This is a genomic window from Cyanobacterium sp. Dongsha4, assembly GCF_036345015.1.
Classification (GTDB): domain Bacteria; phylum Cyanobacteriota; class Cyanobacteriia; order Cyanobacteriales; family Cyanobacteriaceae; genus PCC-10605.
Window position 1 is genome coordinate 790,475 of record NZ_CP084098.1, and the last position, 26,258, is coordinate 816,732.

General features: G+C 36.3%; 21 protein-coding genes. 9 read left to right on the forward strand and 12 right to left on the reverse strand.

Annotated features, from left to right (window positions below):
- Nucleotides 1-168 precede the first annotated feature (168 nt).
- From Dongsha4_RS03330 to Dongsha4_RS03340, 3 genes are all read left to right on the forward strand, one after another.
- The gene (locus tag Dongsha4_RS03330; protein WP_330205384.1) at nt 169-1,311 is read left to right on the forward strand and encodes a glycosyltransferase family 1 protein; all 1,143 of its coding nucleotides are present in this window, start codon (nt 169-171) and stop codon (nt 1,309-1,311) included.
- A 157-nt stretch (nt 1,312-1,468) separates the two neighbouring features.
- Nucleotides 1,469-3,073 (forward strand): methionine--tRNA ligase, encoded by a 1,605-nt coding sequence (metG, locus tag Dongsha4_RS03335; RefSeq protein ID WP_330204339.1) that lies wholly within the window; start codon nt 1,469-1,471, stop codon nt 3,071-3,073.
- A 167-nt stretch (nt 3,074-3,240) separates the two neighbouring features.
- Nucleotides 3,241-3,849 carry an NYN domain-containing protein gene (locus Dongsha4_RS03340; RefSeq protein WP_015218124.1) on the forward strand — a complete coding sequence of 203 codons (609 nt, stop codon included), beginning with the start codon at nt 3,241-3,243 and terminating at the stop codon, nt 3,847-3,849.
- A gap of 142 nt (nt 3,850-3,991) precedes the next feature.
- On the opposite strand, the gene dnaB is transcribed toward Dongsha4_RS03340, so the two are convergent.
- The 3 genes from dnaB to Dongsha4_RS03355 all read right to left on the reverse strand — a co-directional run bounded on the left by dnaB (nt 3,992) and on the right by Dongsha4_RS03355 (nt 8,988).
- A complete protein-coding gene (gene dnaB / locus Dongsha4_RS03345) occupies nt 3,992-5,815 on the reverse strand; it encodes a replicative DNA helicase (protein ID WP_330204340.1) in 1,824 nt (607 codons plus the stop codon).
- A gap of 174 nt (nt 5,816-5,989) precedes the next feature.
- Nucleotides 5,990-8,002, reverse strand: a complete 2,013-nt coding sequence (gene tkt, locus Dongsha4_RS03350; protein WP_330204341.1) for a transketolase — start codon at nt 8,000-8,002, stop codon at nt 5,990-5,992.
- A 176-nt stretch (nt 8,003-8,178) separates the two neighbouring features.
- Nucleotides 8,179-8,988, reverse strand: a complete 810-nt coding sequence (locus Dongsha4_RS03355) for a TPM domain-containing protein (protein ID WP_015218127.1) — start codon at nt 8,986-8,988, stop codon at nt 8,179-8,181.
- A gap of 369 nt (nt 8,989-9,357) precedes the next feature.
- Between Dongsha4_RS03355 and Dongsha4_RS03360 the strand changes: the two genes are divergently transcribed.
- Together Dongsha4_RS03360 and Dongsha4_RS03365 are read left to right on the forward strand one after the other, a co-directional pair.
- Nucleotides 9,358-9,546, forward strand: a complete 189-nt coding sequence (locus tag Dongsha4_RS03360) for a type II toxin-antitoxin system HicB family antitoxin (protein ID WP_015218128.1) — start codon at nt 9,358-9,360, stop codon at nt 9,544-9,546.
- A complete protein-coding gene (locus Dongsha4_RS03365; RefSeq protein ID WP_330204342.1) occupies nt 9,546-9,725 on the forward strand; it encodes a type II toxin-antitoxin system HicA family toxin in 180 nt (59 codons plus the stop codon). The genes Dongsha4_RS03360 and Dongsha4_RS03365 overlap by 1 nt, the downstream gene beginning before the upstream one ends.
- 812 nt (nt 9,726-10,537) lie before the next feature.
- On the opposite strand, the gene Dongsha4_RS03370 is transcribed toward Dongsha4_RS03365, so the two are convergent.
- The 5 genes from Dongsha4_RS03370 to Dongsha4_RS03390 form a co-directional block, all read right to left on the reverse strand.
- Complete coding sequence (locus Dongsha4_RS03370) at nt 10,538-10,945, reverse strand: GFA family protein (RefSeq protein WP_330204343.1); 408 nt, start codon at nt 10,943-10,945, stop codon at nt 10,538-10,540.
- 103 nt (nt 10,946-11,048) lie between these two features.
- Nucleotides 11,049-13,793, reverse strand: a complete 2,745-nt coding sequence (locus Dongsha4_RS03375; RefSeq protein WP_330204344.1) for a phycobilisome rod-core linker polypeptide — start codon at nt 13,791-13,793, stop codon at nt 11,049-11,051.
- A 184-nt stretch (nt 13,794-13,977) separates the two neighbouring features.
- Nucleotides 13,978-14,970: a porphobilinogen synthase gene (hemB, locus tag Dongsha4_RS03380; RefSeq protein ID WP_015218134.1), complete on the reverse strand. Its 993-nt coding sequence runs from the start codon at nt 14,968-14,970 to the stop codon at nt 13,978-13,980.
- Between the two features lie 131 nt (nt 14,971-15,101).
- Nucleotides 15,102-16,949 carry a protein kinase domain-containing protein gene (locus tag Dongsha4_RS03385; protein ID WP_330204345.1) on the reverse strand — a complete coding sequence of 616 codons (1,848 nt, stop codon included), beginning with the start codon at nt 16,947-16,949 and terminating at the stop codon, nt 15,102-15,104.
- A 243-nt stretch (nt 16,950-17,192) separates the two neighbouring features.
- On the reverse strand, nt 17,193-18,881 hold the full coding sequence (locus Dongsha4_RS03390; protein WP_330204346.1) for an AarF/ABC1/UbiB kinase family protein: 1,689 nt from the start codon (nt 18,879-18,881) through the stop codon (nt 17,193-17,195).
- A gap of 215 nt (nt 18,882-19,096) precedes the next feature.
- Between Dongsha4_RS03390 and Dongsha4_RS03395 the strand changes: the two genes are divergently transcribed.
- The 3 genes from Dongsha4_RS03395 (at nt 19,097) to Dongsha4_RS03405 (ending at nt 20,985) form a co-directional block, all read left to right on the forward strand.
- Nucleotides 19,097-19,744, forward strand: a complete 648-nt coding sequence (locus Dongsha4_RS03395; RefSeq protein ID WP_330204347.1) for an HAD-IA family hydrolase — start codon at nt 19,097-19,099, stop codon at nt 19,742-19,744.
- 73 nt (nt 19,745-19,817) lie between these two features.
- Nucleotides 19,818-20,087, forward strand: a complete 270-nt coding sequence (locus tag Dongsha4_RS03400; RefSeq protein WP_015219455.1) for a YggT family protein — start codon at nt 19,818-19,820, stop codon at nt 20,085-20,087.
- A 346-nt stretch (nt 20,088-20,433) separates the two neighbouring features.
- Nucleotides 20,434-20,985, forward strand: a complete 552-nt coding sequence (locus Dongsha4_RS03405; RefSeq protein ID WP_330204348.1) for a shikimate kinase — start codon at nt 20,434-20,436, stop codon at nt 20,983-20,985.
- 36 nt (nt 20,986-21,021) lie between these two features.
- Here the strand turns inward: Dongsha4_RS03405 and Dongsha4_RS03410 are convergent, their stop codons facing one another.
- The 3 genes from Dongsha4_RS03410 to serA form a co-directional block, all read right to left on the reverse strand.
- The gene (locus tag Dongsha4_RS03410) at nt 21,022-22,002 is read right to left on the reverse strand and encodes a CHAD domain-containing protein (RefSeq protein WP_330204349.1); all 981 of its coding nucleotides are present in this window, start codon (nt 22,000-22,002) and stop codon (nt 21,022-21,024) included.
- Between the two features lie 114 nt (nt 22,003-22,116).
- Nucleotides 22,117-23,022, reverse strand: a complete 906-nt coding sequence (gene prmA, locus Dongsha4_RS03415) for a 50S ribosomal protein L11 methyltransferase (protein WP_330204350.1) — start codon at nt 23,020-23,022, stop codon at nt 22,117-22,119.
- 142 nt (nt 23,023-23,164) lie between these two features.
- Nucleotides 23,165-24,745 (reverse strand): phosphoglycerate dehydrogenase, encoded by a 1,581-nt coding sequence (gene serA, locus Dongsha4_RS03420; RefSeq protein WP_330204351.1) that lies wholly within the window; start codon nt 24,743-24,745, stop codon nt 23,165-23,167.
- Nucleotides 24,746-25,118: 373 nt separating this feature from the next.
- Here serA and Dongsha4_RS03425 point away from each other — a divergent pair, with 373 nt between their 5' ends.
- The gene (locus Dongsha4_RS03425) at nt 25,119-25,781 is read left to right on the forward strand and encodes an HAD-IA family hydrolase (protein WP_330204352.1); all 663 of its coding nucleotides are present in this window, start codon (nt 25,119-25,121) and stop codon (nt 25,779-25,781) included.
- A 137-nt stretch (nt 25,782-25,918) separates the two neighbouring features.
- On the opposite strand, the gene psbM is transcribed toward Dongsha4_RS03425, so the two are convergent.
- Entirely contained in the window at nt 25,919-26,023 is a 105-nt protein-coding gene (gene psbM, locus Dongsha4_RS03430) for a photosystem II reaction center protein PsbM (protein WP_015219449.1), read from the reverse strand.
- Between the last annotated feature and the right edge of the window lie 235 nt (nt 26,024-26,258).

Sequence of the window (26,258 nt, forward strand, 5' to 3'; positions counted from 1 at the left end):
AATATACACGAAATATTGGCGAGTACAAGCAATAAATGCGATCGCACTTAAATGATTTAATAATACTTGATTTTGTATAATTTCTCCCCATAAACATTGTCTATATAAGTTACAAATTACGAAATAAACCCTTTGTTGACTATAATCATAATATTAAAAAACAAATCAATAATGAAAGTCCTATTTGATTGTACCTCAGTGCGCGATCGCATCTCTGGTATTGGTTATTATACTTATAGCTTGATGAAGGCTTTACACAAAGGTAATTTTCCTGATTTGGCATTAAATTTTTGTCGCCAACCTAGTATGAAACAATGGTTAAAGCATCAACAACAATTACCAGATGTCTTAAAACAATTTTCCTCAATTCAATTTTTGCCTTTTCCAGTAACAGTAAGTGATTTTTTGGGTAAATCCGCAGGTTATTTTACGAATAATATTGATCATTTTGACATAATTCACGGTACAGATCATTATGTTTACCCTTTTCAAGAAGGCAAAAAAGTCATGAATATTCATGATTTAACTTTTCTTAAATATCCTCAATTTTGCACAAATATTGTTAAACAATATACTCGTAGAATAAAAAAATGTTTGCAGTGGACTGATTTAATAATTACTTTTGCCGAAAGTACAAAAAAAGATATTATTGACTATTTAGGAGTGAAAGAAGAAAAAATATTCATTACTTCAGAAGCAAGTAGATATAATTTTGAATATTTAAAAACTATAAATGTTGATTTAATTAAAAGTAAAATTAATTATGATTTTTTTCAGAAATATCTATTATTTGTAAGTACGATCGAACCTAGAAAAAATATTATTAATCTGATAAAAGCCTTTAATATTTGCAAAGAAAAATATCATCTCCATCACCACTTAATTCTTATTGGTAATAAGGGTTGGCAGTATGAGCCTATTTTTGCCGAAATAGAAAATTCTCCTTTTTCTGATCAAATTCATCATTTAGGCTATTTAACCGATGCCCAGTTAGCCGTCTTTTATGCCCATGCTGATATGTTTATCTATCCCTCTTTTTATGAAGGTTTTGGTTTGCCTATTCTTGAAGCAATGACTTTAGGTACACCTGTAATTACTTCTTCGGTATCATCCATGCCTGAAGTGGGAGGAGATGCGGCAATTTATGTTAATCCCCATGATGTGGACGCTTTGGCAAATAGGATTTATCAACTAGGACTTAATCCCATGTTACGTCAAAGTTTAATCGAAAAAGGAAAAAACCGAGCAAAACTTTATTCTTGGGAAAGGGTAGCACAAGAAACCCTTAAGGCTTACTCCTATCTGGCTTAAAAGAAAACCCAGAAAATTTGCTTATAAATACTAATAAAAAAAATAGAGATTAAAAAAATGTAAAGGATAAGAAAAGGTTTACAATGTATAGATTAGATTATAAAGAACTTAAATATAAAATTCACAACTGAAATTTAATAACCTTACTTTATATTAGATGAGTATTGATAAACCCATTTCAAAAACATCCTTTGCTTTAACAACCCCTCTTTATTACGTTAACGGTTTACCCCACATTGGTAGCGCTTACACCACTATGATTGCAGATGCGATCGCACGTTGGTATCGTCTTTCTGGTCATGAAGTTATGTTCGTCACAGGTACAGATGAACACGGTCAAAAAATCCAACGCACCGCCGAAGAAAAAGGAGTAAATCCTCAAGAACACTGCGATCATATTTCTCAACAATTTCAAGATTTATGGCATAAATTAGATATAAAATTCGATCGCTTTAGTCGTACCACCGCTAGTAATCATCAAGCTATCGTCAATGAATTTTTTGCCAGAGTGCAAAAGAGTGATGATATATATTTAGCTCAACAACAGGGATGGTATTGTGTTGCCTGTGAAGAATTTAAAGAAAAAAGAGAACTCACAGAAGACGGTTTTTGTCCTATTCACACCAACCAAAAAGTAGAATGGAGAGATGAAGAAAACTACTTTTTTCGCCTTTCCCGTTACCAACAACAACTAGAAGAACTATACACCAAAAATCCAGACTTCATTCAGCCTGAAACTAGAAGAAACGAAGTTATTAACTTTGTTAAACAAGGATTACAAGATTTTTCTATTTCCCGTGTTAATGTTTCTTGGGGTTTTCCCATACCAGATGACCCTAAACATACAATTTACGTGTGGTTTGATGCCCTTTTAGGCTATATTAGCGCTCTTTTAGACGAAAATAACCCCCCAACCCTTGAAAATGCCCTTAAAAAGTGGTATCCCTTCAACTTACATCTCATTGGCAAAGATATATTAAGATTCCATGCCGTTTATTGGCCTGCAATGTTGATGTCAGCACAATTGCCCTTACCAAAACAGGTATTTGGACATGGTTTCTTAACTAAAGATGGTAAAAAGATGGGTAAAAGTTTGGGCAACACTTTAGATCCATTCTCTTTAGTAGAAAAATATGGATCTGATGCTGTACGTTACTATTTTCTCAAAGAAATCGAATTAGGGGAAGATGGTGACTTCAATGAAATTCGTTTTGTGAATACCTTGAATGCAGATTTAGCAAACGACCTCGGAAATTTATTAAACCGCAGTTTAGGAATGTTGAAAAAATACTGCAAAGGAGTCTTACCAGCCATCACAGGAACTGATATTAGCGAAGAAAATGAAGTAAAACAAATAGGTAAGTCTTTAGAAAATAAAGTAATAGAAGCCTATCAAAATTATCGTTTTTCCAGCTTATGCCAAGAAGTTTTAAACCTCATTCGTAGTTGCAACAAATTTATTGATGAGAGTCAACCTTGGACTTTATATAAACAAGGAGAGCAACAGGAAGTTGAAAAAATCCTTTATGTGGTGTTAGAGTCTGTCAGATTTGCTAGTTTTTCTCTTGCTCCAATCATACCGAACATTAGTAATAAGATTTACACTCAACTAGGATTTAATTTTGATTTTAATCAAAAAGATTTAGGATTAAAAAGTAATATTAGTAATGAACATGGGCGCTGGGGTGTTCTTCCTATTAACCAAGAATTGCCAAAAGCTGAACCCGTATTCGCTAGACTCGAAGTACCAGAACATAAATAATTAGTTAAAATTAATTTCTTCTTTTAATATTCTTCTCTTAATATATAGATATATAACTCATAGATATATAGCTAATATATAAGAATTTTTGCTTTATAAAAATCATAAAATCTTTTTTAGAAACCAACTATAAAAAATAACTTTAATAAGAAACAAGGATAAAAAAAATGTGGGATAATTTTGATAGTGATCCTGTCTTTCCCCCTGAACAAGTTTTGGAGAACAGGGGAAGGGTGGCGATCTTCATTGATGGTTCAAATTTATTTTATGCCGCCCTCCAGCTAGGAGTTGAAATCGATTATACAAAACTTCTTTATCGTTTGACTGCTGGTGCAAAATTGTTACGGGCTTTCTTTTACACAGGAGTCGATCGCACTAATGAAAAGCAACAGGGATTTTTACTTTGGATGCGTCGTAATGGCTACCGAGTCATTGCCAAAGATTTAGTACAGTTACCTGACGGTTCAAAAAAAGCGAATTTGGATGTGGAAATTGCCGTTGATTTAATGGCTTTAGTGGACTATTATGATACTGCTGTCTTGGTTAGTGGAGATGGAGATTTAGCCTATGCGGTGGATGCGGTGAGTTATCGGGGCGCTCGTATCGAAGTGGTAAGTTTGCGATCGATGACCAGTGATAGTTTAATTAATGTAGCAGACCGTTATATTGATTTAGACCAAATTCGGGAGGATATACAAAAAACCCGTAAATCCAATTTAACCTATGACGCTTTTTCTCCTTATCATCTCATTGAAAATCGAGATCCTGAAGAGTGATTGTCCTAATTTGGATTTGAGTTGTCTGGTTAAAACAGGTACTAGGGAGCAGTGAATAGTGAATAGTGAATAGTGAATAGTTGGTAATAAACAAATTCTGACTTCTACTCATTACTCATTACTCAAATATAAACCCTATGGATCAATTTTTCATGTTCAAAAACTGAGTTAATTCGGGACGGAAAAGCAATTTAACTTGTCCTGTGGGTCCATTTCTGTGTTTAGCGATAATAACCTCGGCAACTCCTTGATCCACACTATCAGGATGATAATACTCATCACGATAAAGCATCATTACCAAGTCCGCATCTTGTTCGATCGAGTTATGAACAATAATATTATTGGCAATAAAATTGTGATAATTCTCCACCGTTAAATCATATACTTCAGTTTCTCCCAATGGTTCTATTGATGTGATTTCATCCCAATAAATATCACTATTAGCTAAAGATTTAATCACATCACATTGCACAATTTCCCCTAATTTTATTGTTGAGATTTCTGAGCTAGGTAAATAACGAGGTAAAGCAATAAAGTCTTTAAGCGATAATTCATCTAATCTTTTCCAATCTTCAATAGTGAAAAATTTATGATTAGCTGTTGCTTTAATAGTTCGCCCTAAGCGAGTTTTTAAACAAAAAACAGGTTTTATCCCCGTACAAAAAGCATTTATTACCTTTGCTTTTTCTATTTTCATAGTTGCCTCATTCAAGGCGAAAACAGTAATATCTTTTTTGCCTACTAATTCACGAATAGGAACAACAGTATTTGTATCCGCTAACTCAATTAAACTATCTCCAGATAAACAGCCTGATTCTCTTAAATCCGATAACATGGGGCGTTTGTTGGTGCGTTGTTCTACTGCACGACTTAATTGAGAAAGAGCAATAATTGGGGCGTTAACTTCCCTTGCTAAACCCTTAAGAGAGCGAGTGATGCGAGATAATTCTTGTACTCGATTATCACTACCACCCTGCATTAACTGTAAATAGTCCAGTAAAATCAAGCCTAATTTACCCTTTTTCTCCGCTTGTAAACGGCGAACCTCCGATCGCATCTGCATTACTGTTAAATTACCTGTATCATCAATATAAATGGGTAACTCAGATAAAACACTCATGGCCGCCATTAAAGGTTCCATTTCTTGCTCTGTAATGCGACCAGACTTTAAGCGACTACTTTCTAATTTTGCCTCGGCAGATAACAAACGCATAACTAATTGATCCCGTGACATTTCCAAGCTAAAAATAGCGACCGCTAAATCATGTTTTTGGGCAATATTAGAAGCAATATTGAGAGCAAAACTGGTTTTACCCATAGAAGGACGACCTGCGATAATGATTAAATCAGACCTTTGTAGTCCCCCAGTCATGGCATCTAAATCATAAAAATCCGTACTGATACCGGGCAGGGCAACTTTATCTTGAAAGTTTTGGATTTCCGTAAACGTCTCAATCAAAGTATCTGAAATTGGTATTAACCCTTGGCTTACTCTTGCTTGGGTTAAACTAAATATTTTTTGTTCTGCTTCATCTAAAACATTATCTAAATCTTTGGTGGTATCGTAGGCTAATTCCTGAATTTGTTGAGCCGTAGTGATGAGCAATCTTCTGACGTATTTTTCCGTAACTAAAGGTACATAACGCTCAATATTTGCTGAGGAAACCGTGCGATCTAATAAACTAACTATTTTGGGAGTGCCACCAATTTTATCGAGTAAGCCATGATCATTTAACCAAGTATTAATGGTCATTAAATCAATGGGTTGCCCCTGAAAATAGAGATTTCTGGCGGCTTCATAAATTTGACGATGGGCATTAACATAAAAAGCCTCTGGCGGTAATATATCAATAATTTTCCCCATAGCATTAGGATCAAACAGAAGACTTCCGAGGATGATTTCTTCTGCTTCTATATTTTGAGGTGGTAAAGAGTTAAGGGCTAAATCTGGGGTAAATTCCGTCATTCTAACAGGTCTTTTTATAAGTTTATTTTGACATAAAAATAGCCCCCGATCACTCAGAGGCTTAAATTTTACCTATGTTCAACGCAAAAATCTTTGATTTAGGAAGATTTCAGATTGTAGGTTTTAATTAATTACTAACTATCTTTGTTCTTTGCTCTAAAAAAACGAAACCCATTAACCTAAAATGGCTTTAGCTTGGGCAACCACATTATCAACAGTGAAGCCAAATTTTTCCATGACAACACCACCTGGAGCAGATGCACCAAAGGTATTAATACCGATGCAAACTCCTTCATCACCAACAAAGCGTTCCCAACCGTAAGTAACACCAGCTTCAACAGAGATACGTTTTTTCACGGATTTAGGTAATACAGATTGTTTGTAAGCCTCATCTTGCTGATCAAATAATTCAACGCAAGGCATGGAAACAACACGAACTTTTAAGCCTTCTGCTTTTAATTTTTCTGCGGCTTCAACACAAAGACCAACTTCGCTACCAGTACCGATTAAGATTAAATCTAATTCTTCGGGGGGGAATCCACAGGAAAGTACATAACCACCTTTAGCTACTGCATCGATGGAAGATCCAGCTAAGTTGGGTAAGCCTTGACGGGTTAAAGCCATTAAGGAAGGAGTTTTATCAGCTTCGATCGCAACTTTGTAAGCTCCAGAGGTTTCATTACCATCGGCGGGGCGGAACACTAATAAGTCGGGAATCATGCGCAAAGACATAACGTGTTCTACGGGTTGGTGAGTAGGTCCATCTTCCCCTAATGCGATGGAATCGTGAGTCATAACCCAGATTACTTTGGCTTCGGATAAAGCAGATAAACGGATGGAGTTTCTCATGTAGTCAGAGAAAACTAAGAAAGTAGCACCGTAAGGAATTAAACCGCTATTGTGAAGGGCGATACCATTACAGATTGCACCCATTGCGTGTTCTCTAACACCAAAGTGAATATTACGATTTTCGTAAGCACCTTTTTGGAAATCGCCAGAACAGTGGATTTCGGTTAAGTTAGAGTGGGTTAAGTCCGCAGAACCACCGACTAATTGAGGTAAAACAGGAGCGATCGCATTTAAGCAGATTTCAGAGTGCTTACGACTTGCTAAGGCTTTGTCTTCAGGGGTGTAGGAAGGTAAACAGTCCGCCCAATTTTCAGGTAATTTACCAGAGATTTGATTTTCAAATTCAGTGGCTTCAGCAGGATACTTGGTTTTGTAAGTGGCAAAGGTTTCTTCCCACTCAGCTTGTAAACTAGCACCTCTTTCGATGGATTTATGGAAATGATTATAAACTTCTTCAGGAACAACAAAAGGATCGTAATTCCAACCCAATTCTTTACGGGTTAAAGCTACTTCATCCGCACCCAAAGCCGCACCGTGAACTCCCGCAGTATCAGCTTTATTAGGAGAACCATAACCAATAGTAGTGGTAACTTTAATCAAAGAAGGTTTATCAGTAACAGCTTTAGCCGCCTCAATAGCAGATGCGATCGCTTCTAAGTCAGTATTGCCATTTTCTACGTGTTGAACGTGCCAACCATAAGCCTCAAAACGCTTACAAACATCTTCAGTGAAAGCGATGTCGGTAGAGCCATCAATAGAAATGTGGTTATCATCATAGAGAGCGATTAACTTACCTAAGCCCCAATGTCCTGCTAAAGAAGCCGCTTCTCCAGAAATACCTTCCATATTGCAACCATCACCGAGAATAACATAAGTGTAATGGTCAACGATAGTAGCGTCAGGCTTATTGAATTTAGCCGCTAAATGAGCTTCTGCTAAAGCTAAACCAACTCCATTAGCAATACCTTGTCCTAAAGGACCTGTAGTAACTTCAATTCCTGCCGTAACGAAATTCTCAGGGTGTCCGGGAGTTTTAGATTTCCATTGACGGAATTGCTTAATATCTTCAATAGTTACACTATCATAACCGTATAAATGTAATAAAGAATATTGAAGCATAGAACCATGACCAGCAGAAAGGATGAAACGGTCACGATTGAACCATTGAGGATTTTTGGGATTAAATTGCATGAACTGATCCCATAAAACAAACGCCATAGGCGCTGCGCCCATAGGTAGTCCGGGGTGTCCAGATTTTGCTTTTTCTACACCGTCAATGGAGAGAAAACGGATTGCATTAATGCAAAGTTCTTGAATAGATTGGGTTGCAACCACCATAATCAGTTTATTTAATTAATTTGTTTAATTGTTTAATCGTTTACAGTTATCTTCTCATTCTTTCGCATTGATCGCAATAATTTAATTAGAGTTCTTCTATTTTACTCCGAACTCCGTTCACGACCAAAGGGAGTGTACGAGCGTAGCGAACTCCCCGAACTCCGAACTCTGATAAATTAAGTTTCTGAGGGACTTTGTTGATTGAGTAGAGGAGAAAAATAGGCAACCAACGCACCTAAAGCAAAACCAATAATATTGCGAAATAAAGGCAACCACTCAGAGGTACGAGAAACCACAGGTCCCATGCCAAAAGCGAAAAATAAAATTCCCCATAAAGGAGAAATAATTAAAACCCACTGCCATGCAAAAACTTGACCTTCTTTACGAGGTAATGCGGCTAAACCGAAGATAACACCACCTACCACTGAAGTTACTAAAGTTAAAATCCATTGTTCTTTTGGTAATCCAGGTACTACTAAACATCCTCCATCTGCCAAACAATTTTTAACCGTATCAATAGTATGGACGATCGCATTATTTTCCCCATGCTCCCTCACATAATACATATTGCCGAAGCGAGTTTGTAACTCAATCCAAAAAGTACGGGGTAATAAATCATAAACATCATCCCCAACACTAAAAGCTAGTAAATTTCCCCCTTTTCCATCTGCTACAAGAAGGATACTGCGATCATCCAAACCCCAAAAATTAATTACGGCTCTTCCGGGAGAACGTTCATATTGGGTTAAAACTCTTAATTTCCAGCCTGTTTCCTGTTCAAAACTTTCTATATCCTCAATCAGAGATTCTTGTTGCAAATCCGGTAAATAATTGGCTAAATCAACGACAGGAGTAACTTCTTCGGGCAGTAATTCAGGGTTATTAACAGCGTAGGCAGGATGAGTGGGAAATATAAACCAAGTTCCCAAACTGATTAAACCGACAAACAAAGCAAGGATTACTTTAGTAACAATACGATGGTGCATAGTTTCTTAACAAATAAAGTAGTTTTATAAAAGTTTTCTTAATTTTCGTTACAAATTTTAACCTTTATTTTAACTTAACTGTTTCAACTATGAAGGTATTTTTAATAAAGATAATCTCTGTTAGAAATTAAGCGTTGTTTAATTGTGATATTAAATCTAACTTAATTTACTCTCACAATTGAGGTATAAAAATATTATCACCATTGCAATAGTACCTAGTCCCGAAGACTAATTTATTCAATCTGGGGCAATTCTTCACCGTTAGCAATAGGATCTTCAATATGTTGAGAAATAGCATCTTTCATATTTACGGTAATTTCCTCATCGGATTATAATAATGATTAATAAAAGTTAATTATAGTAAAATCTATGAAAATAGAATATACATTTTGGCAAGAAAATGACGGTAAATATTTAGGTTATCTAAATGAGTATCCAGATTATTGGACACAAGGAGAAACATTAGAGGATTTAGAAGAACATCTTAAGGATCTGTATAAAGAGTTTTCTGTTCACTTTATTCCTAGTATTAAAAAAGTGGCATTATTAGAAATTTAATGAAACGGAAAGACTTAATTAAAATTATAGAAAAACATGGGTGTATTTTGATTCGTCATGGAGGAAAGCACAATATTTATCAAAATCCCGATGCTGGAATTTCTCAGCCAATTCCAAGACAGAAAGAAATTAATGAAAGATTAGCTAAGAAAATAATTAAAGATTTAACTAACAATTAAAACTCGATCGCACTTCTAAACACCCTATAAACTAGATAGAATTATTGAAAACAAGTTGGGTCATCTTTATTTAACATACAATAGTCTCTCCTACATAGGGTCTAAAAGGATCATTAGCGGTATAGTATGAAACTGACCAAATTATGACAAAAATTATGGAGAAAAACAGCACTTTTGCAGTATGGCGACTAAGGATGTCTCGTCTAATAGTAGAATTTTTTCTTGAAGCCAGAATAAACAAAAATAACCGAATTAAAAAATGCAATAAAACCCATACAACAATACACCAAAAGAAAAGTAACCCGAGCGCTTCAGCAATCCCGTTAGCGTCAGTGCAGGGATTAATTGTAGAAATATATTCAACATAACCTAATATGTAAGTTGATATTAACACCAATAATGAATAGTATAAAAACACCCTCCAAGACTCAATGGCGTAAAATATCACGGGCGATATTACGAAAAATATCATAGGCGGAAAAAGGAATACTAAAAGAAAGTATAACATTCTGCTCTAACTCCATAAAATAAATTTAGAGAACTCTAATTACAATTCCTTCTCATCGTATCCTTTCCTTTGTTAAGTTCGATCTGACCCTCCCAAGCTACAGAAAAGGTGCGATCGCAGTTTTCAACCTTACAAAAATTGATTCCATTCCTAGCCCATAATAAAACCGATCACCAAAAATAAAAAGTAGATTGGTTTAGACAACTTACAACCCAACAAATCCAAATCACTGTAATTTAGGCAATATTGGGTTTTACGCCTCAACCCAACCGTCACGGTGTTAGATTCAGCGGCAAATATTTTGTCATGTTGGCAAACCATCGTAGCAAGGTAACTTCTCCAAATCGTGATCCCAGCTTGCTCTGCTTGAAATAAAAAGATGCGCGTTTGCTTTTATCGTCACTGCACTATCTAAACTGCCAGCAGGAACTACCAACAAGGCATTTTTGAAATGTTGTGTCGGAACCGCCGAGCCACAGACCGAACAAAACGATCTAGAGTGGCGTGTTGAAGGCAGGCTGTAAATGATAACTTTATCTTGCCCAGTAGACCACTTTAGCTTTGCCGACGAGCTAAATAAATTAGCGGCATGTGCAGAACCAGTATCTTTTTGGCAATATTTACAGTGACACAAATAGAAACTTTCAAAATCGCCGTCAATCTCGTATTTAATCTCACCACAAAGGCACGATCCAGAATGCTTTTCGTTCATAATCAATTCTCAAACTATTCGAATGCCTGAATGTGATCATCAATTCTTGATTGTTAATAATCCAAAAAGTAGGGTGGGCAATGCCCACCTCATGTAATTAGATCTAGTTAATAGATGCAGTAGTGCTTACCGCAGGTTTAAAACTAGGTACAACTACCTCACTATCCTGTTTAGTTAACTTGTTATAAAGTCTTTCGGTGTTGGGGAAATTAGCCGCAGGTAAAGTCGGATAACGACGATAAGGCACAGTATCTTCACCGAACACTTGGGCATATTCCATGCTACCGACTAAGGCAGAAATAAAGGCACGAATACCTTGAGAAGCCAAGATTTGGTTATAGTGTTGGATTTCTTTTTGGTTCAAAGGCGCACGTCCTAAGAAATGCTTAGTTCCTAACTCAATTACTTTAGTATTAGGATAAGGTGCATAGAACTCTTTTAAGTATAGTTCAGAAGAACCTAAAGCCTCGATAAACTCTTTCACAGTGATTTCACCGTTACCTAATTTACTTTCTAAGTTGGTGAAATTAGCATTGATAACGTAAGGCTCAATGTCACGCTCAAACACTTGACGGTAAGCCGCACGAATTGCATTTTTCAACGCTACTTTATCACTGGTATTGGTGAGTTTGAAAACTTTGGTTTGTTGACGTTGAACGGTAACACCTTGATTGACACGAGCTTTCACATCGGGTTCGGTGCGTAAACTGCTAACTTGTCCTAATTCAACAAATCTGGGAGTTACTTCTTTATCAACTCGTTTACCAATATCCTCACGGAGTGTTCCTACTCTTGCCATGCGTAATTGCATACCAGCAGGGGTTAAATAACGCTCGTAGGGTACGGTATCCTCGCCGAAGGCTTCGTTATACTCTGCACTGTCGATTAACGCATCTACAAAGGCGTAGAAACCTTTTTTAGAGCATAAATCGAAGTATTTGTTCATCTCACTACGTCCGTAGGTAGGTCGGCCTAAGAGACGACGGTGGATATATTCGATCGCCTTACAGACATAGAAAGGAGTCCAATAGGTTTTTAAGAAGGTATCGGATTTAGCGAGAATGCGGACAAACTCTCTGAGGCTAATGTCACCATTTTCGAGTTTAATTTCCGCTACGGTTAAACGTTGTCCTTCGTAAACGTCACGACCAAAAATTTGACGGTAGGTAGCACGGATTACCGCTTGGGTGGAACTTTCACCGAATTTAACACCGTTACCGTTACTGCTTCCGGGCAATTCGTTATTTAAACGAACTACTTTCGCACCCAATGAGCCGGGGTTAGTGGCACGGGCTTTAGGATTGCTGTTTTGGTTGTTGATACCAGGTCCACGATGGATTAAGATACGTTTGGTATCTTTGCCAAAAGGTGCAGGCGCACTACTAGGATTACGGGTTTCTTTGGGGAAAATCGCACCAAATTGAATCTCTAAGGGGTCATTTCCTGAACCGTAAACGTGCTGATCGGGTAAGGGGCGATCGTACTTAGCAAAGGTGGTGATAAACTGAGGTACTTTGCGGAAAGGTGCAGAATAGTTAAATAAATCCTGTTGCATTCCCCAGTTACGGCATTCTTGAGCCTCTACTCCTAAACCTCTGATGTAGGGTACAGTTTCCTCACCAAAGTAGTCGGAATATTCTTGAGAATCAATTAACGCATCTACTAAAGCAGATAAACCACCACTGGAAACGATGGAGAAGTATTTTTGTACTTCCTCACGGGAAGAAGGACCACGACCTAAAATGTGACGGAAAGCCAATTCTAAGGCACGGGAGTTGATGAAAGGTTCAAAGAATTGCTTACGGTATAAAGGAGATTTTGCCAAACGGCGGATAAATTCCTTCATGGAAATGTCCCCATTTTTCACCTGAGATTCGAGATAAGAAATGGATTGAGAGTAAGCACGGGTAATGTCACGCTCAAATACCTGACGATAAGCGGCTTTGACTACATCATTTTTCTCAGTAGCGGATAAACCTGGTTTCATCACGAATTTGGGACGACGCTCGGCGGCGTTGAAGTAACTTTGAGGTAACTCTAAACCTTGTAAGTCACTGGAGTTGCGTTGACGAAGTTTATTAGAAGGGGTTGGAGTTTGTAACTCACTTACCAAAATGTCAAAGTATTGGGTAAGAATATCTTTGGCTTCAGCATCATTTTTGAAGTAGCTAATGGAAGCCACTTTCATTTCCAATAAAGCCACAACAGTAGCATCAACGGAACAGGCATTTTCTAAAATTTCTTTTAAGCCTCTGGTGTTTACTACCAAAATATTTGGATCACCAGCAACTACTGCATAAGTAACATAACGTAAGAACCAAGACATATCCCGTAAGGATTTGGTCATGTTAGCAGGACCATAACGAGAAATGTTGATGGGGCGAAAACCTACGGGAATTTTACCAATACCGGGGTTAGTAAAAACAGATAATAAACCACCGAGTAAACCGCCACCGCTTTCGCTTCCTTGCCCACCACTGACAAAAGTTTGAGTGGATTGTTGAGCCGCTTTGATGTCACTAGGTAAGTCAGCAACACTGCCACCACCAACGCCCACTAAGGTTCTTTCCGTTTGTTCTACGGGGGGTTTTTCCAAGAAAGACATGGGTGAACCACCGGTAAAAATACGGTTAGCGGCACGGGATACGATTAAGTCAGAATTTTGGGTTAAGACTTCAGCGATGGCTAGTCTTCTTAATCCTGAGTTGAAATAGGTGTCTAATTCCCCTAGTTCATTGCGATCGAGAAAACGATCTTGCTGTTCTGCCTGAATGATCGTGGATACAGCTACTGTTTGATACAATTGCGGTTTGGCTAAAGAACTACCGCCACTTGCTTTTATACTCATTGATTGTTTTATTTTAAAATTTAGTTTCTTTATCCATTCATTAGGTTATAGATTAAATCTTTTTGGGGTCTGATTGTTATTTTGTTAACATTTGTTACAACTTCTATGCTTATTTTTCAGATTGATGGAGATTTAATCTTTTGTTTTATTGTCAAATTGGGACTCAGTAAGTCTTGAATAATACTTAAAAGCTAACTTCATTTAACCAACGGACTGCATCTTTTGCATGATAAGTTAAGATCAAATCTGCTCCTGCTCGTTTAAAACTCATTAGGGTTTCAATGGTTACTTTTTTCTCATCTATCCAACCATTTAAGGCGGCGGCTTTCACCATGGAATATTCCCCAGAAACGTTATAGGCGGCAACGGGTAAATTGGTAGCTTCTTTAACTCGCCAAATAATATCCATATAAGATAATGCTGGTTTCACCATAAGCATATCTGCACCCTCGGCAATATCTAATTCAATTTCTTTGAGAGCTTCTAAACTGTTGGCAGGATTCATTTGATAGGTGCGTCTATCTCCATAACTAGGAGCGGATTCGGCGGCATCTCTGAAAGGTCCATAATAGGCAGAGGCATATTTAGCGGCATAGGACATAATGGGAATATGACTAAAACCGTTTTCGTCTAAGGCTTCTCTAATGACTTTAACAAAACCATCCATCATCCCTGAAGGGGCAATAATATCTGCTCCTGCTTTTGCTTGGGAGACTGCGGTTTTTTTCAATAGTTCAAGAGTTGGATCATTTAAAACCCGACCTACTAAATCACCTACTTCTAAGTAACCACAATGTCCGTGAGGAGTATATTCACACAAGCAGGTATCATTCATCACGATTAAATCGGGTACTGCTTCTTTCACTGCGGTGGTTGCTTTTTGCACAATGCCACAATCATGCCATGCGCCTGTTGCTTCGTTGTCTTTATCTTCGGGAATACCAAAAAGGATAATGGCGGGAATTCCCATATCATAGACCTCTTTGGCTTCTTCAACTATTTTGTCCACAGATAATTGATAAACCCCCGGCATGGATTTTACTTCTTTTGCGATCGCATTTCCGGGTACTGCAAATAAAGGATAAATTAAATCATTAGGAGTTAAAACCGTTTCTTGTACCATGCGACGTAAGCCAACAGAAGCACGTAAACGGCGAGGGCGATTAATAGGGAACATATCTAACTATTTATATTTATTTGAATAATGACCGTTTTCCTAGTGTAAGGCGATCGCAGTCTTTTTCCCTATAAGTTAGCAATATTTTGTTACTTTTACCGTTTTGTTTTCAACATGAAATACAGGTAACATTATTTTCTTTTATCAAGAACTTCTAAAAAAGCAGAATTAGTAAGTTTCAAATTACCATCAATCATTTCTATGGTGAAATTTCTTTTCTCTTTTTGTTTTGTGCCATCTTTATAAAGATAGGTGTTTTTTCCTTCCAAAGTGATGAGGTTTTCATTTTGACTAATAACTTTTAAGTCTTCTACGGTTACTTGAGCAAATTGATTAAAAAAACTAGGATCAAGATTATTTGGATTAGCAAAAAACTGACGGGCGCGATCGTAATTTTTCTGAGATACTAAATTATAAAACTCCTGTAAGGCACTAACTGCGGAATCTGAATTTAAAATGTTAGTTGTATTGGATGTATTATTCTCAGAATTATCTACAGCAGTTATATCAGTTTGATTACCTGCACCATCTCCCGTGTTGACTGTATTTTCGGGGTTACTAACATCTGTTGTTATGGCATTGTTTTGAGACTCTACCTCTGCTTGTCTTCTCAACTGTTCAGCCTTAATTCTTTCTAATTCAGCTTGTTGACGTTGTTTTTCAGCCTCTGCTCTCCTTTGGGCTTCTTCCTCCCTCATTTTCTGTTCTTGAGCCAATCTAGCTTCTGTTTCTGCCTTTTCTTGCTCAATTTGCGCGAGTTGTGCTTGAGTTTGTTGGATATATTCGGTGATTAAAAATCCCGCCGAAACTAAAACTCCGGCAATGATAGCGGTGATAACTAAGGGAATCCAATTATTTTTTTGGTAATTCTCTTGGGTGTAAGTATTAGAAGAATAAGAGGGTTGAGAAATAGGCCGGGAAAAGTTTTTTGGGCTAGTTACTGGGCGAGCAGGGGAATTTTCCTGAGAATAAACAGGATTATTGACAGGTTTTATTTCTGGTTTAATATTTTGTTGCACTGGGGTGGCTGTGCCAGACATCGAATTATAATTGACAGGAATGGCAACGGTAGGAGAATTAATGTCTGAGTTAGAATTTCTTGGAGAATGAAGGGGTAATTTGTCAGGAATTTCTCTTCCTTGGGGGATAACTGCAACGGTTTGAATTTCACTCAAACACAAATCCTGTAACATTTCTCTTGCGGTCGTATAGCGCTGACTCAGATCTATTTTACTAGCCCTACTTAGCACTTCCTGTAACTGTGGATCTATATCAGATACATAATTAGTCCATTCTAACTGCCCATTTAATGAATTACTAGGAAATTCGATGGGGTATTTTCCTGTTAAACTATAGATTATGGTCAAGGCAAGGGCGTATAAATCGCTACTGTAAACGGTTCTACCCGTGCTTTGCTCAGGGGGCATAAATCCTTTTGTACCCACTACCACAGAGCTTACCATTGAACCAGAACTCAGAGCTACAGTACCCATAGTTTCTTTCACCGCACCAAAATCAATTAAAATGGGTAGGCCATCACGGTGACGAATAATAATATTTTCGGGCTTAATATCTCTATGAATAATTTTTTGACTGTGAATAAATTGTAGAGTTTGTAATAAAGACGTGAGAATATTACGACATTGGGAGGAATTTATAATTCCCAAATCAGCAAGGCTTGTTCCTTCAATATATTCTTGAACTAGATAAAATTGGTTATTTTCGACAAAATAAGCGTATAGTGTGGGAATTTGAGGACAGTTTTGCCCTAATTCTTCTAATACTTGGGCTTCTTTCTGGAAAAGATCGCTAATTACATCGGCGGATACATTATGATTAGAGTTAACTTGTCGCAGACGTTTGATCACAATTAGTCGTTGAGAGGGTAAGTGGGTATCTCTGGCTAAAAATGTTTCTCCAAAGCCTCCTTTGCCTAAAGTATTTATAATTTGATAACGCCCTGCAATTAATGAATCCATCTCAACTATCATCTCTCAACAAAAAATCAAAGAAAACTTCTATTGAATATAGCAATTTCTTTCTCAATTCAGCTAGTTTTTGCCAAAGACTTTACCAAGAGATACCGTAACAGACAATATTGAAGTTTTGCCCTCACCACCATACGTTGCTCCTTTTAGGAGAGGAGAGCCCCACAGGGCGAGGGGAGATTTTTTTTCACATCTGTTAGTTTTAACTCCTAATTCCTAAGCCTGAACTGTGATTCATCGACTGGTGACTAATTCACTAGAAAATTGACTAATGGCTTTAAAGGCAACATCCCATAGTTTTTGGGGTTGTAATTCTGGTTGAACTAATGTCCATAGTCTTTTTACTTCTTCTGTATGGAGGCGATCATCTTCTATTAGAGCAGTTAATAGTTGACGGCGCAAGTATTCTCCTTCTTCTGAAACCAGAAATTGTAGTCCTAATCCTGCGGTGGGTAAAAGGTTAAAGCGATGATCAGAACGTGCGATCGCAATCATGTTTTCTAATCTTTCCCATTGAAATTTACCGTCTTTGAAAAGCACTTCTAGTAAACGTTTACGCATAGCGGGGGATTCTTCTGTTAAAAGTCTTCGGGAAATGTAAGGGAAGGATACTTCGACAATACGAAAATCTCGATTTAAACTTAATGCTAATCCCTCTTGAGTTACCAGTGAACGGATAATCAGGGCAAATTTTGCTGGTACTCGGAAAGGATATTCGTACATCAATTCAGAAAAATCATCGGTGATGGTTTTAAAGTTAAAATCCCCGACACTTTGACCTATGGCATTCCCAAAAACTTTTTCTAAGGCAGGTACAATGGGCATAATGTCCGTTTCTGGAGTTAAAAACCCCAATTTGACAAAATCACGGGCTAAAGCCTCATAATCACGATTTATCAGTTGCACTACTGAAGATGCGATCGTTTCTTTTGCTTCTTCGCTCAGTTGATCCATCATGCCAAAATCGATGTAAGCCATTCTACCATCGGGCATGGCAAATAAGTTACCCGGATGGGGATCAGCATGAAAGAACCCATGTTCTAATAACTGCCTTAAACCAGATGTAACTCCCACTCGGATAATATCATCGGTGTTCAGTCCTGCGGCTTTAATGGTATCTAAATCGTTGAGTTTATAACCGTTAATCCATTCTAATGTTAAAACATTTTTGCTGGTGTAACGCCAATATATAGCAGGTACTTTTACATCTTCATCATCACGGAAATTAGCGGCAAATTTTTCAGCATTTCTACCTTCATTTAAGTAGTCAATTTCTTCAAATAATTTAGTACCAAATTCATCAACAATTAGCTCTAAATCATGACCTAAATTTAACGGTAAAAAAGGACTAATCCAATGGGAAGCCCAACGCATTAAATATAAATCTAGGGTTATTACAGGCATTAAATTGGGGCGTTGTACCTTAATTGCCACTTCTTCCCCTGTATGGAGAAAACCTTTATATACTTGACCTAAACTAGCGGCGGCTATTGGCTTGGGAGATATTTCTCGGTAAGCATCTTCTATTTTAAGGTCTAATTCTTTCTCAATGATACTGAAGGCTAAATCATTATCAAAAGGTGGTAGTTGATCTTGTAATTTAATTAGTTCTTCTAAAAAATCTCTACGAATTAGATCTGGTCTAGTGGAAAGTGCTTGACCAACTTTAATAAATGTGGGGCCTAATTTTGTGAGTATTTTTCTTATTTGTTCGGCTCTTTTTAGTTTGTTTTTTTCTTCTAAATTAAACCACTTATCTAAAATTAATTGGATAATAAAAATACCAAAATAGGTAATAATTTTTAACCCTCTCCAAATTGCCAACCAAGGACGACGATTGTAATATTGTGCGATCGCATCTGGAGAATATCTCAATAAGGAGTCATTTTCAAGATTTTTGTCTGAAAAAGCGGATTTATTCACTTTTTGAATCAGTTTTAATATAAATAATTTTTAATAGTTAGGGTTTATTATAGCAGGGACTTTGTTAGAGTGAGTTAGGAGTTAAATATTGGTTAGGGATTAGTGAATATCATTGAACTTTTATGGTTAAACCTTCTCTCAAAATTAGCAATATAGACTGATAATATTTCTATCTATGTATAAATTTTTGGAGTGACATCAACTAAAAATCGATCATGAATCAACCTAAAGTAATATTTCTCGATGCCGTCGGTACTATTTTTGGAGTTAAAGATAGTGTGGGAGATGCTTATATTAAAATATCTAGTCAATACGGTGTAATTAGAAATTGTCAGGAAATTAACCAGTATTTTTATGAGTGTTTTAAGTCTTCTCCTCCTTTAGCCTTTGAGACGCAAGATAAACAAGAAATTCAACAATTAGAATATCAATGGTGGGAAAAAATAGCTTATGATACTTTTGCCAAAGCAAACGCCTTAGAAGAATTTACCGATTTTAAAGCCTTCTTTGCACAATTATATGATTACTTTACCACTGCCGAACCTTGGTTTATCTATGATGAAGTCGTATCCTGTCTAAAACAATGGCAAAATCAAGACATACAACTGGCAATTATTTCTAATTTTGATACTCGTATTTATGACGTTTTAAAAAACTTAAATTTAGCCACTTATTTTCAAACAATTACAATTTCTTCCCTCACAGGAGTAGCAAAACCTCACCCTCAAATATTTTTAAAGGCTTTAGAAAAACATGATTGCCAACCTCAAGAGGCTTGGTATATTGGAGATAGTAAACAAGAAGATTATTGGGGAGCAAAATCCGTCGGAATGCAAAGTTTTTGGTTAAATCGTAGAAATTAAAATCCAACTAGAGCAAATTCCGTTAAGATTAGAATAATTATAGAGTAGAAATGCAGGAGCAATATCGGTAATAATGAACAATATTTCTTATTTAATAGTTACCACCGTAGCTAATTTCGTACAAATATATTTAGCCTTAATTATTGTCAGAATCTTGTTGAGTTGGTTTCAAACCGCAGATTGGGCGGCAAATATTATTTCTTTTCTTGCCCCAGTAACAGATCCTTATCTTAACATTTTCCGTTCTTTGATACCTCCTTTAGGGGGTTTAGATTTATCTCCCATTTTGGCTATTTTCCTTTTACAATTAGTACCTCAACTTTTAGGTGCGGCTTTATTGTAAATTATTTTCTCCTCGGAAATAAATAGTAACTATCTGAGTTAGGAATTAGGAGTTAAGAAGTTGTTTAAGAAGTTTTTGTTTCCTCTAAATCCCCTTTAATTAGTTGGGTTTTTTCATTGTCGGTATCAAAATTTCCCACCCTCACCCCCAACCTCTCTCCCTAATTGAGAGGGGAGCGTTTTTTCCAAATAAATGAATTAATTTTCAAAAAATCAAACCTGAAACCCGTCACCTGAAACCTAATACAACTAAACAGATGAATAAGTGCGTAACGTCAGTTATTAAATAGAGGTGATGTTAATGATATATTATGTGATTGCAATTATAGAATAATCAGAAATATCAAATGAAAGAATTATTAAAGGGTTTGAATATATACTTAATTGGGATGATGGGATCGGGAAAAACTACTGTAGGAGAGTTATTAGCAAAAGAGTTGGAATATCGTTTTTTAGATACGGATGCAATTATCAGTGCTGTCAGCGAGAAAAGTATTAATCAGATTTTTGCTGAAGATGGAGAGGATGAGTTTCGTCAGTTAGAAAGTGATGTTTTGCAAGAAGTCTCTGCTTACTTATATACGGTGATTGCTACAGGAGGGGGAATTATACTTCGTCAACAAAATTGGAGTCATCTCAGAGATGGTATGGTAGTGTGGTTAAATGTTCCTATTGATGTTTTAGTACAAAGATTAAAAGATGATGATACTCGCCCTTTACTAAAGCGAGAAGAATTGCAGACAAAATTAACCAGCTTATATAAACAAAGAAAGTCTCTTTATCAACAAGCTGATATTACCATTCAAGTTGAAGAAAATGATAATCCTAATGATATTGTCAAAAAAATAATCGTTGAAATTCCCCATAAAATTAAGCAAGAAAATAACGATCTAAATTAATTAGATTATGTTGTGTTTTTTATGTTGGTAAAAAAGCTAACTATTAATAAATTTAATAATGACTTCTCGCCAATGAGATAAATAATTAGGAGAAAGAAAAATACTTTGTAGTTGTTGCCATTCTTGCCATTGTCTTTCTTGATCTTCTCTGATTAATAATGACAGTTGTGGGAGATTTTTTTCCCATTTTTTTCCTACTAAATCAGATAAATAATTCATTAAGCATAAGTTGTCTTGAATATTACCTAAAACTGTTTGTAATTGTTTAACAAAACTAATATATTCTTGATATTTAGGTGGGTAAAAGTCAGTAAATAATTCTAGTTGATAACGTACTTTTTTAGCTTGTTTTCTTAGTTTATGTAAATATTTTCCTTCATTATTAAGAATTTCTTTTATTTCTATGTCTGTTAAATTATGTTGAATTTTTATTTCGTGGTTGTCTTCTAATTCAGTACCTGTTAACCATGCCGATTGTAGAGAAAAAGAGGCTATTTGTGGAAGCAATAAATCTGGTAATAATTTTTCTATTTTTAGGGCTGAAATTTTATTTAATTCTGGATTGTCTAGCCAGTCTAAAAGGGCTTGTTTTAATTTTAAATATTTTTTGCCTTTTAAAATCTCTTTACTACTAGGGAAATGAAGATGTTTTTTTTGGTTAAATTCTTCTTCTAGTTTGGATAAAAATTTTTCTTCTTCTCTTGGTAAATTAGGCTTAAATTTTGTCTCTAAGTTAATATTAATAATATCTGCATCTCTTTCTTGTCCTAGGATACGAGCAATTTTCCCTACAGTGCGATCGCATATTATAGAAGGAAGAATTAAAACTCGATCGAAGCTAAGTAAAGAACTTCTTAACCGTCTCATTGCTACCCGAATTTGATGTAGATTTTCGGGATCATTTTCCTTTAAAATTCTTTTTTCATATTTAAAAATTTTGTGACTATGCTTAGAAACTGCCCCATAGGCATAATCACCGATAGTTGTCGGATTGTTGTTCAAAGTCGGTAAAGACATAGATCAACCTCCAGTATAAATTTTAGATGTATTTATTATAGTAAAACATTCTTTAAATTCTCTTGATTAATTACAAAAATTAACTATTTAATTCCTCTATTTAAGACATTTTTTTTAACTCCTTCTCGCATTCAAACAACACCAATTATCTCTTTTCCATAAAGCTGCGATCGCCCATCCATTTTGTTCTAAAATAGAAGCAATTTCGTTAGATTGTTCGACTAAAATACCACTTAAAATCACCCAACCATCAGGCTTAATAATCTCTGCCATTTCGGGTATCATCGGTTTAATAATTTCCGCCAGAATATTACAAACAATACCATCAAATTGTTTCCCCTGCAATTTCACTTCTTCAATGCTTCCCTGAAAGACTTTGATATTATCCACCTGATTGAGCAAACTATTTTCTTTTGTTGCTTTCACCGCTAAAGGATCTGTATCTACTGCTGTAACTTCTTTCGCCCCTAAAAGTCTTGCTCCAATGGAAAGAATACCAGAACCACAACCAATATCTGCTATGTTTAAATCAATTTCATCCTCATCTATGCGCATTTCTAAAGACTCAAGACAAAGCTGAGTTGTAGCATGAACACCCGTACCAAAAGCAGAACCCGGATCTAAACGAAGAATGATGCGATCGCGCTGCGCCACTTTGTGATCGCACTTTTCTGGGGTTTCAATCCAAGCAGGATAGATAGAAAAACGGTCTCCAATATCCATCGGTTGCCAATATTGTTTCCAACTACTTGCCCAGTCCTCATTATTAATTAATTGCCATGTTACAACTGGTGGCTTTTCCTGTCCAGCCATAATAAAATCTTGTTTAAGAGAAAGAGCAAGGGCGGCTAAATCAACGGTATCAATACTAATAGTAGGGACATAGCCTTTGATTAACCAATTATCCTCTTCTTTCATTAAAGCAGTACCCTGACAGCCAAATTCTTGTAAACGCCAAAATACACTATCTTCTAATTCGGGAATGTAATTTACTCGGATTTCCCACCAATTTTCAGTCATAAATTCAATCAATCAGTTAAAAACAAAAATTAGGAATTGGAAACTAGGAGTGATATTGTTTAATGCTTATCCTAATTTAAAGATTAGATCCCCCCTACTGCATTAATAAGAGGGGAATTATAAAAAAACGGGAAATTTACTATTAAAGAGTTACTGTATAAGCATCAGTGACACCGGGTACTTTTAAGATTTCCCCTAAAATACCTTCAGGTAAAGGATCATCAATGGTTAATACCATCACCGCATCACCACGGACAATTTTACGTCCTACTTGCATACTCGCAATGTTCACGTTGAAATTACCCAACAAAGAGCCTATTTTACCGATAATACCGGGCATATCTCGGTGAAGGGTAAATAACATATAATTGTTAGGTGGTACGTTAACAGGGTAGTTATCTAGGTTGATGATACGAATTTCACCATCATTCAACAACGCACCTGTCACCGAGTGAGTGCCTTTTGTACCTGTGGCTTCGAGGTAAATGGAGTTACTGTAATCTTTAGCGGTGGTATCTCTAGTTTCTGTGATGTGGATGCCTCTTTCTTTAGCTTCGATCGCAGCATTAACATAGTTTACCCTTTCTCTAAGAGCTTTGGAAAGTAAACCCTTAATTGCCGCCACTACTAAAGGCTGACTGTTGTTATCAGCTAAATCTCCTTGTAGAGTTACATTGAAACTCTCGACTCTATCTCCTGCTAATTGTCCTACTAAATTGCCTAAAGTTTCGGCTAAACGCATATAAGGACGTAGTTTTTCCATTACATCTGGACTTAAACCGGGGATGTTAACAGCACTACGAGCAGGAAGCCCCAATAATACATCTCTAATTTGTTCAGCAACATCAATGGCAACATTCACTTGTGCTTCGGCGGTAGATGCACCTAAATGGGGAGTGAGAATAACGTTACTACCTAAAGATTTTAAAGAAGATTCCCCTAAAGGCTCAGTCGCAAAAACGTCTAAAGCCGCTCCAGCAATTTTATCATTTGCCAATGCTTCATAAAGGGCATCTTCATCGATAATACCACCACGAGAACAGTTAATAATTCTAGCAGTGGGTTTCATTTTAGCTAAAGAATCAGCATTGATGAGGTTTGCTGTTTCCTTGGTTTTAGGCACATGAAGGGTGATATAATCAGATTCGGTGAAAATTAAATCTAAATCTACTAAAGTACATCCTAACTGATTAGCTCTTTCTTGAGAAATGAAAGGATCATAAGCTAAAATTTTCATCCCCATTGCTTTAGCGACAGTAGCCACATGAGAACCGATTTTTCCTAAACCGACAACACCAAGGGTTTTTTTGTAAACTTCAGAACCCATGAACTTTTTGCGATCCCATCTACCTTCTTTCAGAGATTGGTTAGCATCGGGAATATGACGAGAAAGAGATAACATCATCGCTAAAGCGTGTTCGGCGGCGGCAATGGTATTTCCTTCGGGGGAGTTAACAACAACGATACCTTTACGAGTTGCGGCAGGTACATTTACGTTATCAACACCAACCCCTGCACGTCCAATAATTTTAAGGTGGGTTGCGGCTTCTATGACTTCTTCCGTAACCTGAGTGCCAGAACGAATCATTAAAGCATCATAATCAGAAATAATACCTGCTAATTCTGAAGGGGATAATCCTGTTTTAACATCAACTTGTGCTACTTGAGAAAGAATTTTAATCCCTGCTTCATCAATGGGATCGGATACGAGAACTTTTGCCATACTAATTAACTATAATGTTTAACTCTAACTGCGATGGTTAATTTACTTTGACGCTGATTAATTGCAGTCTTCATCTTACCATTATTATTCACCCAGTCTGTTAAAATCAATAAATGTAACGGGATTATTCTCAACAAGAGTGTCTTTGTTATTTTGACCAGAGTAAGGGCAAGGGGCAAACCCCTCTGTGTCTCCCCTTTTAAGAAACCCCCCTTTATCCCCCCTCTCGAGGGAGGAGGACAACAGTGTTGAATTAAAACTAACTCCGAACTCTAAACTCTGGACTGCTAATTACTCCCCAAAATATATTTATTTTTATTTTTATTTTCGAGCGTTGAATTTTAAATTTTGAATATGGATGTGAGAAACTTTCATGGCTTTAAAAGTGCTTATTTTTGATTTTGATGGTACGATCGCAGATAGTCGCATTACTTTAGTAAAGATAGCGAATGAATTGGCGGAGGAATTTGGTTATGACCCCGTTACTGAAAGTGATATTGTAAGATTGAGTAATCTTAGTTCTAAAGATGTTATTGTCCAGTCTCCTATTCCTGCCTATAAAATACCATTTTTATTAAGAAGAGTAAAAAGACAATTAAATGAACATATTGCCTATTTACAACCTTTTGAAGGTATGGAAGAAGCCTTAAGTAATTTAAAAAAGAAAGGATGTTATTTAGGAATAATTACATCTAATTTAGGGGCTAATGTTTCGTTGTTTTTAAGGAAAAATAACTTGGATAATTATTTTGATTTTGTCTATTCGGCAAATACTCTTTTTGGCAAGAATAAAGTAATTAATAAGGCAATTAATAAACACCATTTGTTAAAGGATGAAGTGGTTTATATTGGTGATGAAACCCGTGATATAGAAGCGGCTAAAAAAAGCAATATTAAAGTGGCGGCGGTGACTTGGGGTTTTAATTCTGCTACTGTTTTAAAGGAATATAATCCAGATTTTATCTTGGATAAGCCTCAAGAATTGTTGGATATTATTGAATGCAATTGTGGTCTTAATAAATCTTTGCAAACATAAATTTAAAGGGCTAAAAACTAGAGATAATATCAAGTAAGATGCGATCGAACCTGACCTTAAGATTTCTAGTCGTTAACCCTTGAAAACGATAATAATATATAAAACAGATTATCTTTTGATTTAGATAAATAAATGTATTAGGCTTCGTTTTTTCCCGTTTGAATATATAAAATCAGGAGAAAAACGGTAGGCACGAGCACAAATAAAATAGTAGCTACAAAGCCCAAATCGTTAACTTGCATTTTGGTTAGTTCTCACTATTTAATTAACTCTATCTACATTATCATAGATTCGCTTTTTTTCTTCTTTTGATGACAAGGTTTTTAACTTCGAGTTAAGGATGTAAATGGGAGTCATTCCAAGTGAGAATCCATGCCAAAAGGGGCAGTAAAATAATACTGGCAATGGTAATAATGCCGATAATCCAAATCATGTCTATGTATTCTAATGGCATAACAGTTACCCCCTGTTAATTTT

What these genes read in the sequence shown, in the direction of transcription:
- Dongsha4_RS03385 (WP_330204345.1), bottom strand. Translation starts at nt 16,949, where the DNA reads ATGGATTCATTAATTGCAGGGCGTTATCAAATTATAAATACTTTAGGC.
- Dongsha4_RS03340 (WP_015218124.1), top strand. Translation starts at nt 3,241, where the DNA reads ATGTGGGATAATTTTGATAGTGATCCTGTCTTTCCCCCTGAACAAGTT.
- hemB (WP_015218134.1), bottom strand. Translation starts at nt 14,970, where the DNA reads ATGTTCCCTATTAATCGCCCTCGCCGTTTACGTGCTTCTGTTGGCTTA.
- tkt (WP_330204341.1), bottom strand. Translation starts at nt 8,002, where the DNA reads ATGGTGGTTGCAACCCAATCTATTCAAGAACTTTGCATTAATGCAATC.
- psbM (WP_015219449.1), bottom strand. Translation starts at nt 26,023, where the DNA reads ATGCAAGTTAACGATTTGGGCTTTGTAGCTACTATTTTATTTGTGCTC.
- Dongsha4_RS03410 (WP_330204349.1), bottom strand. Translation starts at nt 22,002, where the DNA reads ATGTCTTTACCGACTTTGAACAACAATCCGACAACTATCGGTGATTAT.
- Dongsha4_RS03375 (WP_330204344.1), bottom strand. Translation starts at nt 13,793, where the DNA reads ATGAGTATAAAAGCAAGTGGCGGTAGTTCTTTAGCCAAACCGCAATTG.
- Dongsha4_RS03360 (WP_015218128.1), top strand. Translation starts at nt 9,358, where the DNA reads ATGAAAATAGAATATACATTTTGGCAAGAAAATGACGGTAAATATTTA.
- metG (WP_330204339.1), top strand. Translation starts at nt 1,469, where the DNA reads ATGAGTATTGATAAACCCATTTCAAAAACATCCTTTGCTTTAACAACC.
- Dongsha4_RS03425 (WP_330204352.1), top strand. Translation starts at nt 25,119, where the DNA reads ATGGCTTTAAAAGTGCTTATTTTTGATTTTGATGGTACGATCGCAGAT.
- Dongsha4_RS03355 (WP_015218127.1), bottom strand. Translation starts at nt 8,988, where the DNA reads ATGCACCATCGTATTGTTACTAAAGTAATCCTTGCTTTGTTTGTCGGT.
- Dongsha4_RS03395 (WP_330204347.1), top strand. Translation starts at nt 19,097, where the DNA reads ATGAATCAACCTAAAGTAATATTTCTCGATGCCGTCGGTACTATTTTT.
- Dongsha4_RS03400 (WP_015219455.1), top strand. Translation starts at nt 19,818, where the DNA reads ATGAACAATATTTCTTATTTAATAGTTACCACCGTAGCTAATTTCGTA.
- Dongsha4_RS03370 (WP_330204343.1), bottom strand. Translation starts at nt 10,945, where the DNA reads ATGAACGAAAAGCATTCTGGATCGTGCCTTTGTGGTGAGATTAAATAC.
- Dongsha4_RS03405 (WP_330204348.1), top strand. Translation starts at nt 20,434, where the DNA reads ATGAAAGAATTATTAAAGGGTTTGAATATATACTTAATTGGGATGATG.
- prmA (WP_330204350.1), bottom strand. Translation starts at nt 23,022, where the DNA reads ATGACTGAAAATTGGTGGGAAATCCGAGTAAATTACATTCCCGAATTA.
- dnaB (WP_330204340.1), bottom strand. Translation starts at nt 5,815, where the DNA reads ATGACGGAATTTACCCCAGATTTAGCCCTTAACTCTTTACCACCTCAA.
- Dongsha4_RS03365 (WP_330204342.1), top strand. Translation starts at nt 9,546, where the DNA reads ATGAAACGGAAAGACTTAATTAAAATTATAGAAAAACATGGGTGTATT.
- serA (WP_330204351.1), bottom strand. Translation starts at nt 24,745, where the DNA reads ATGGCAAAAGTTCTCGTATCCGATCCCATTGATGAAGCAGGGATTAAA.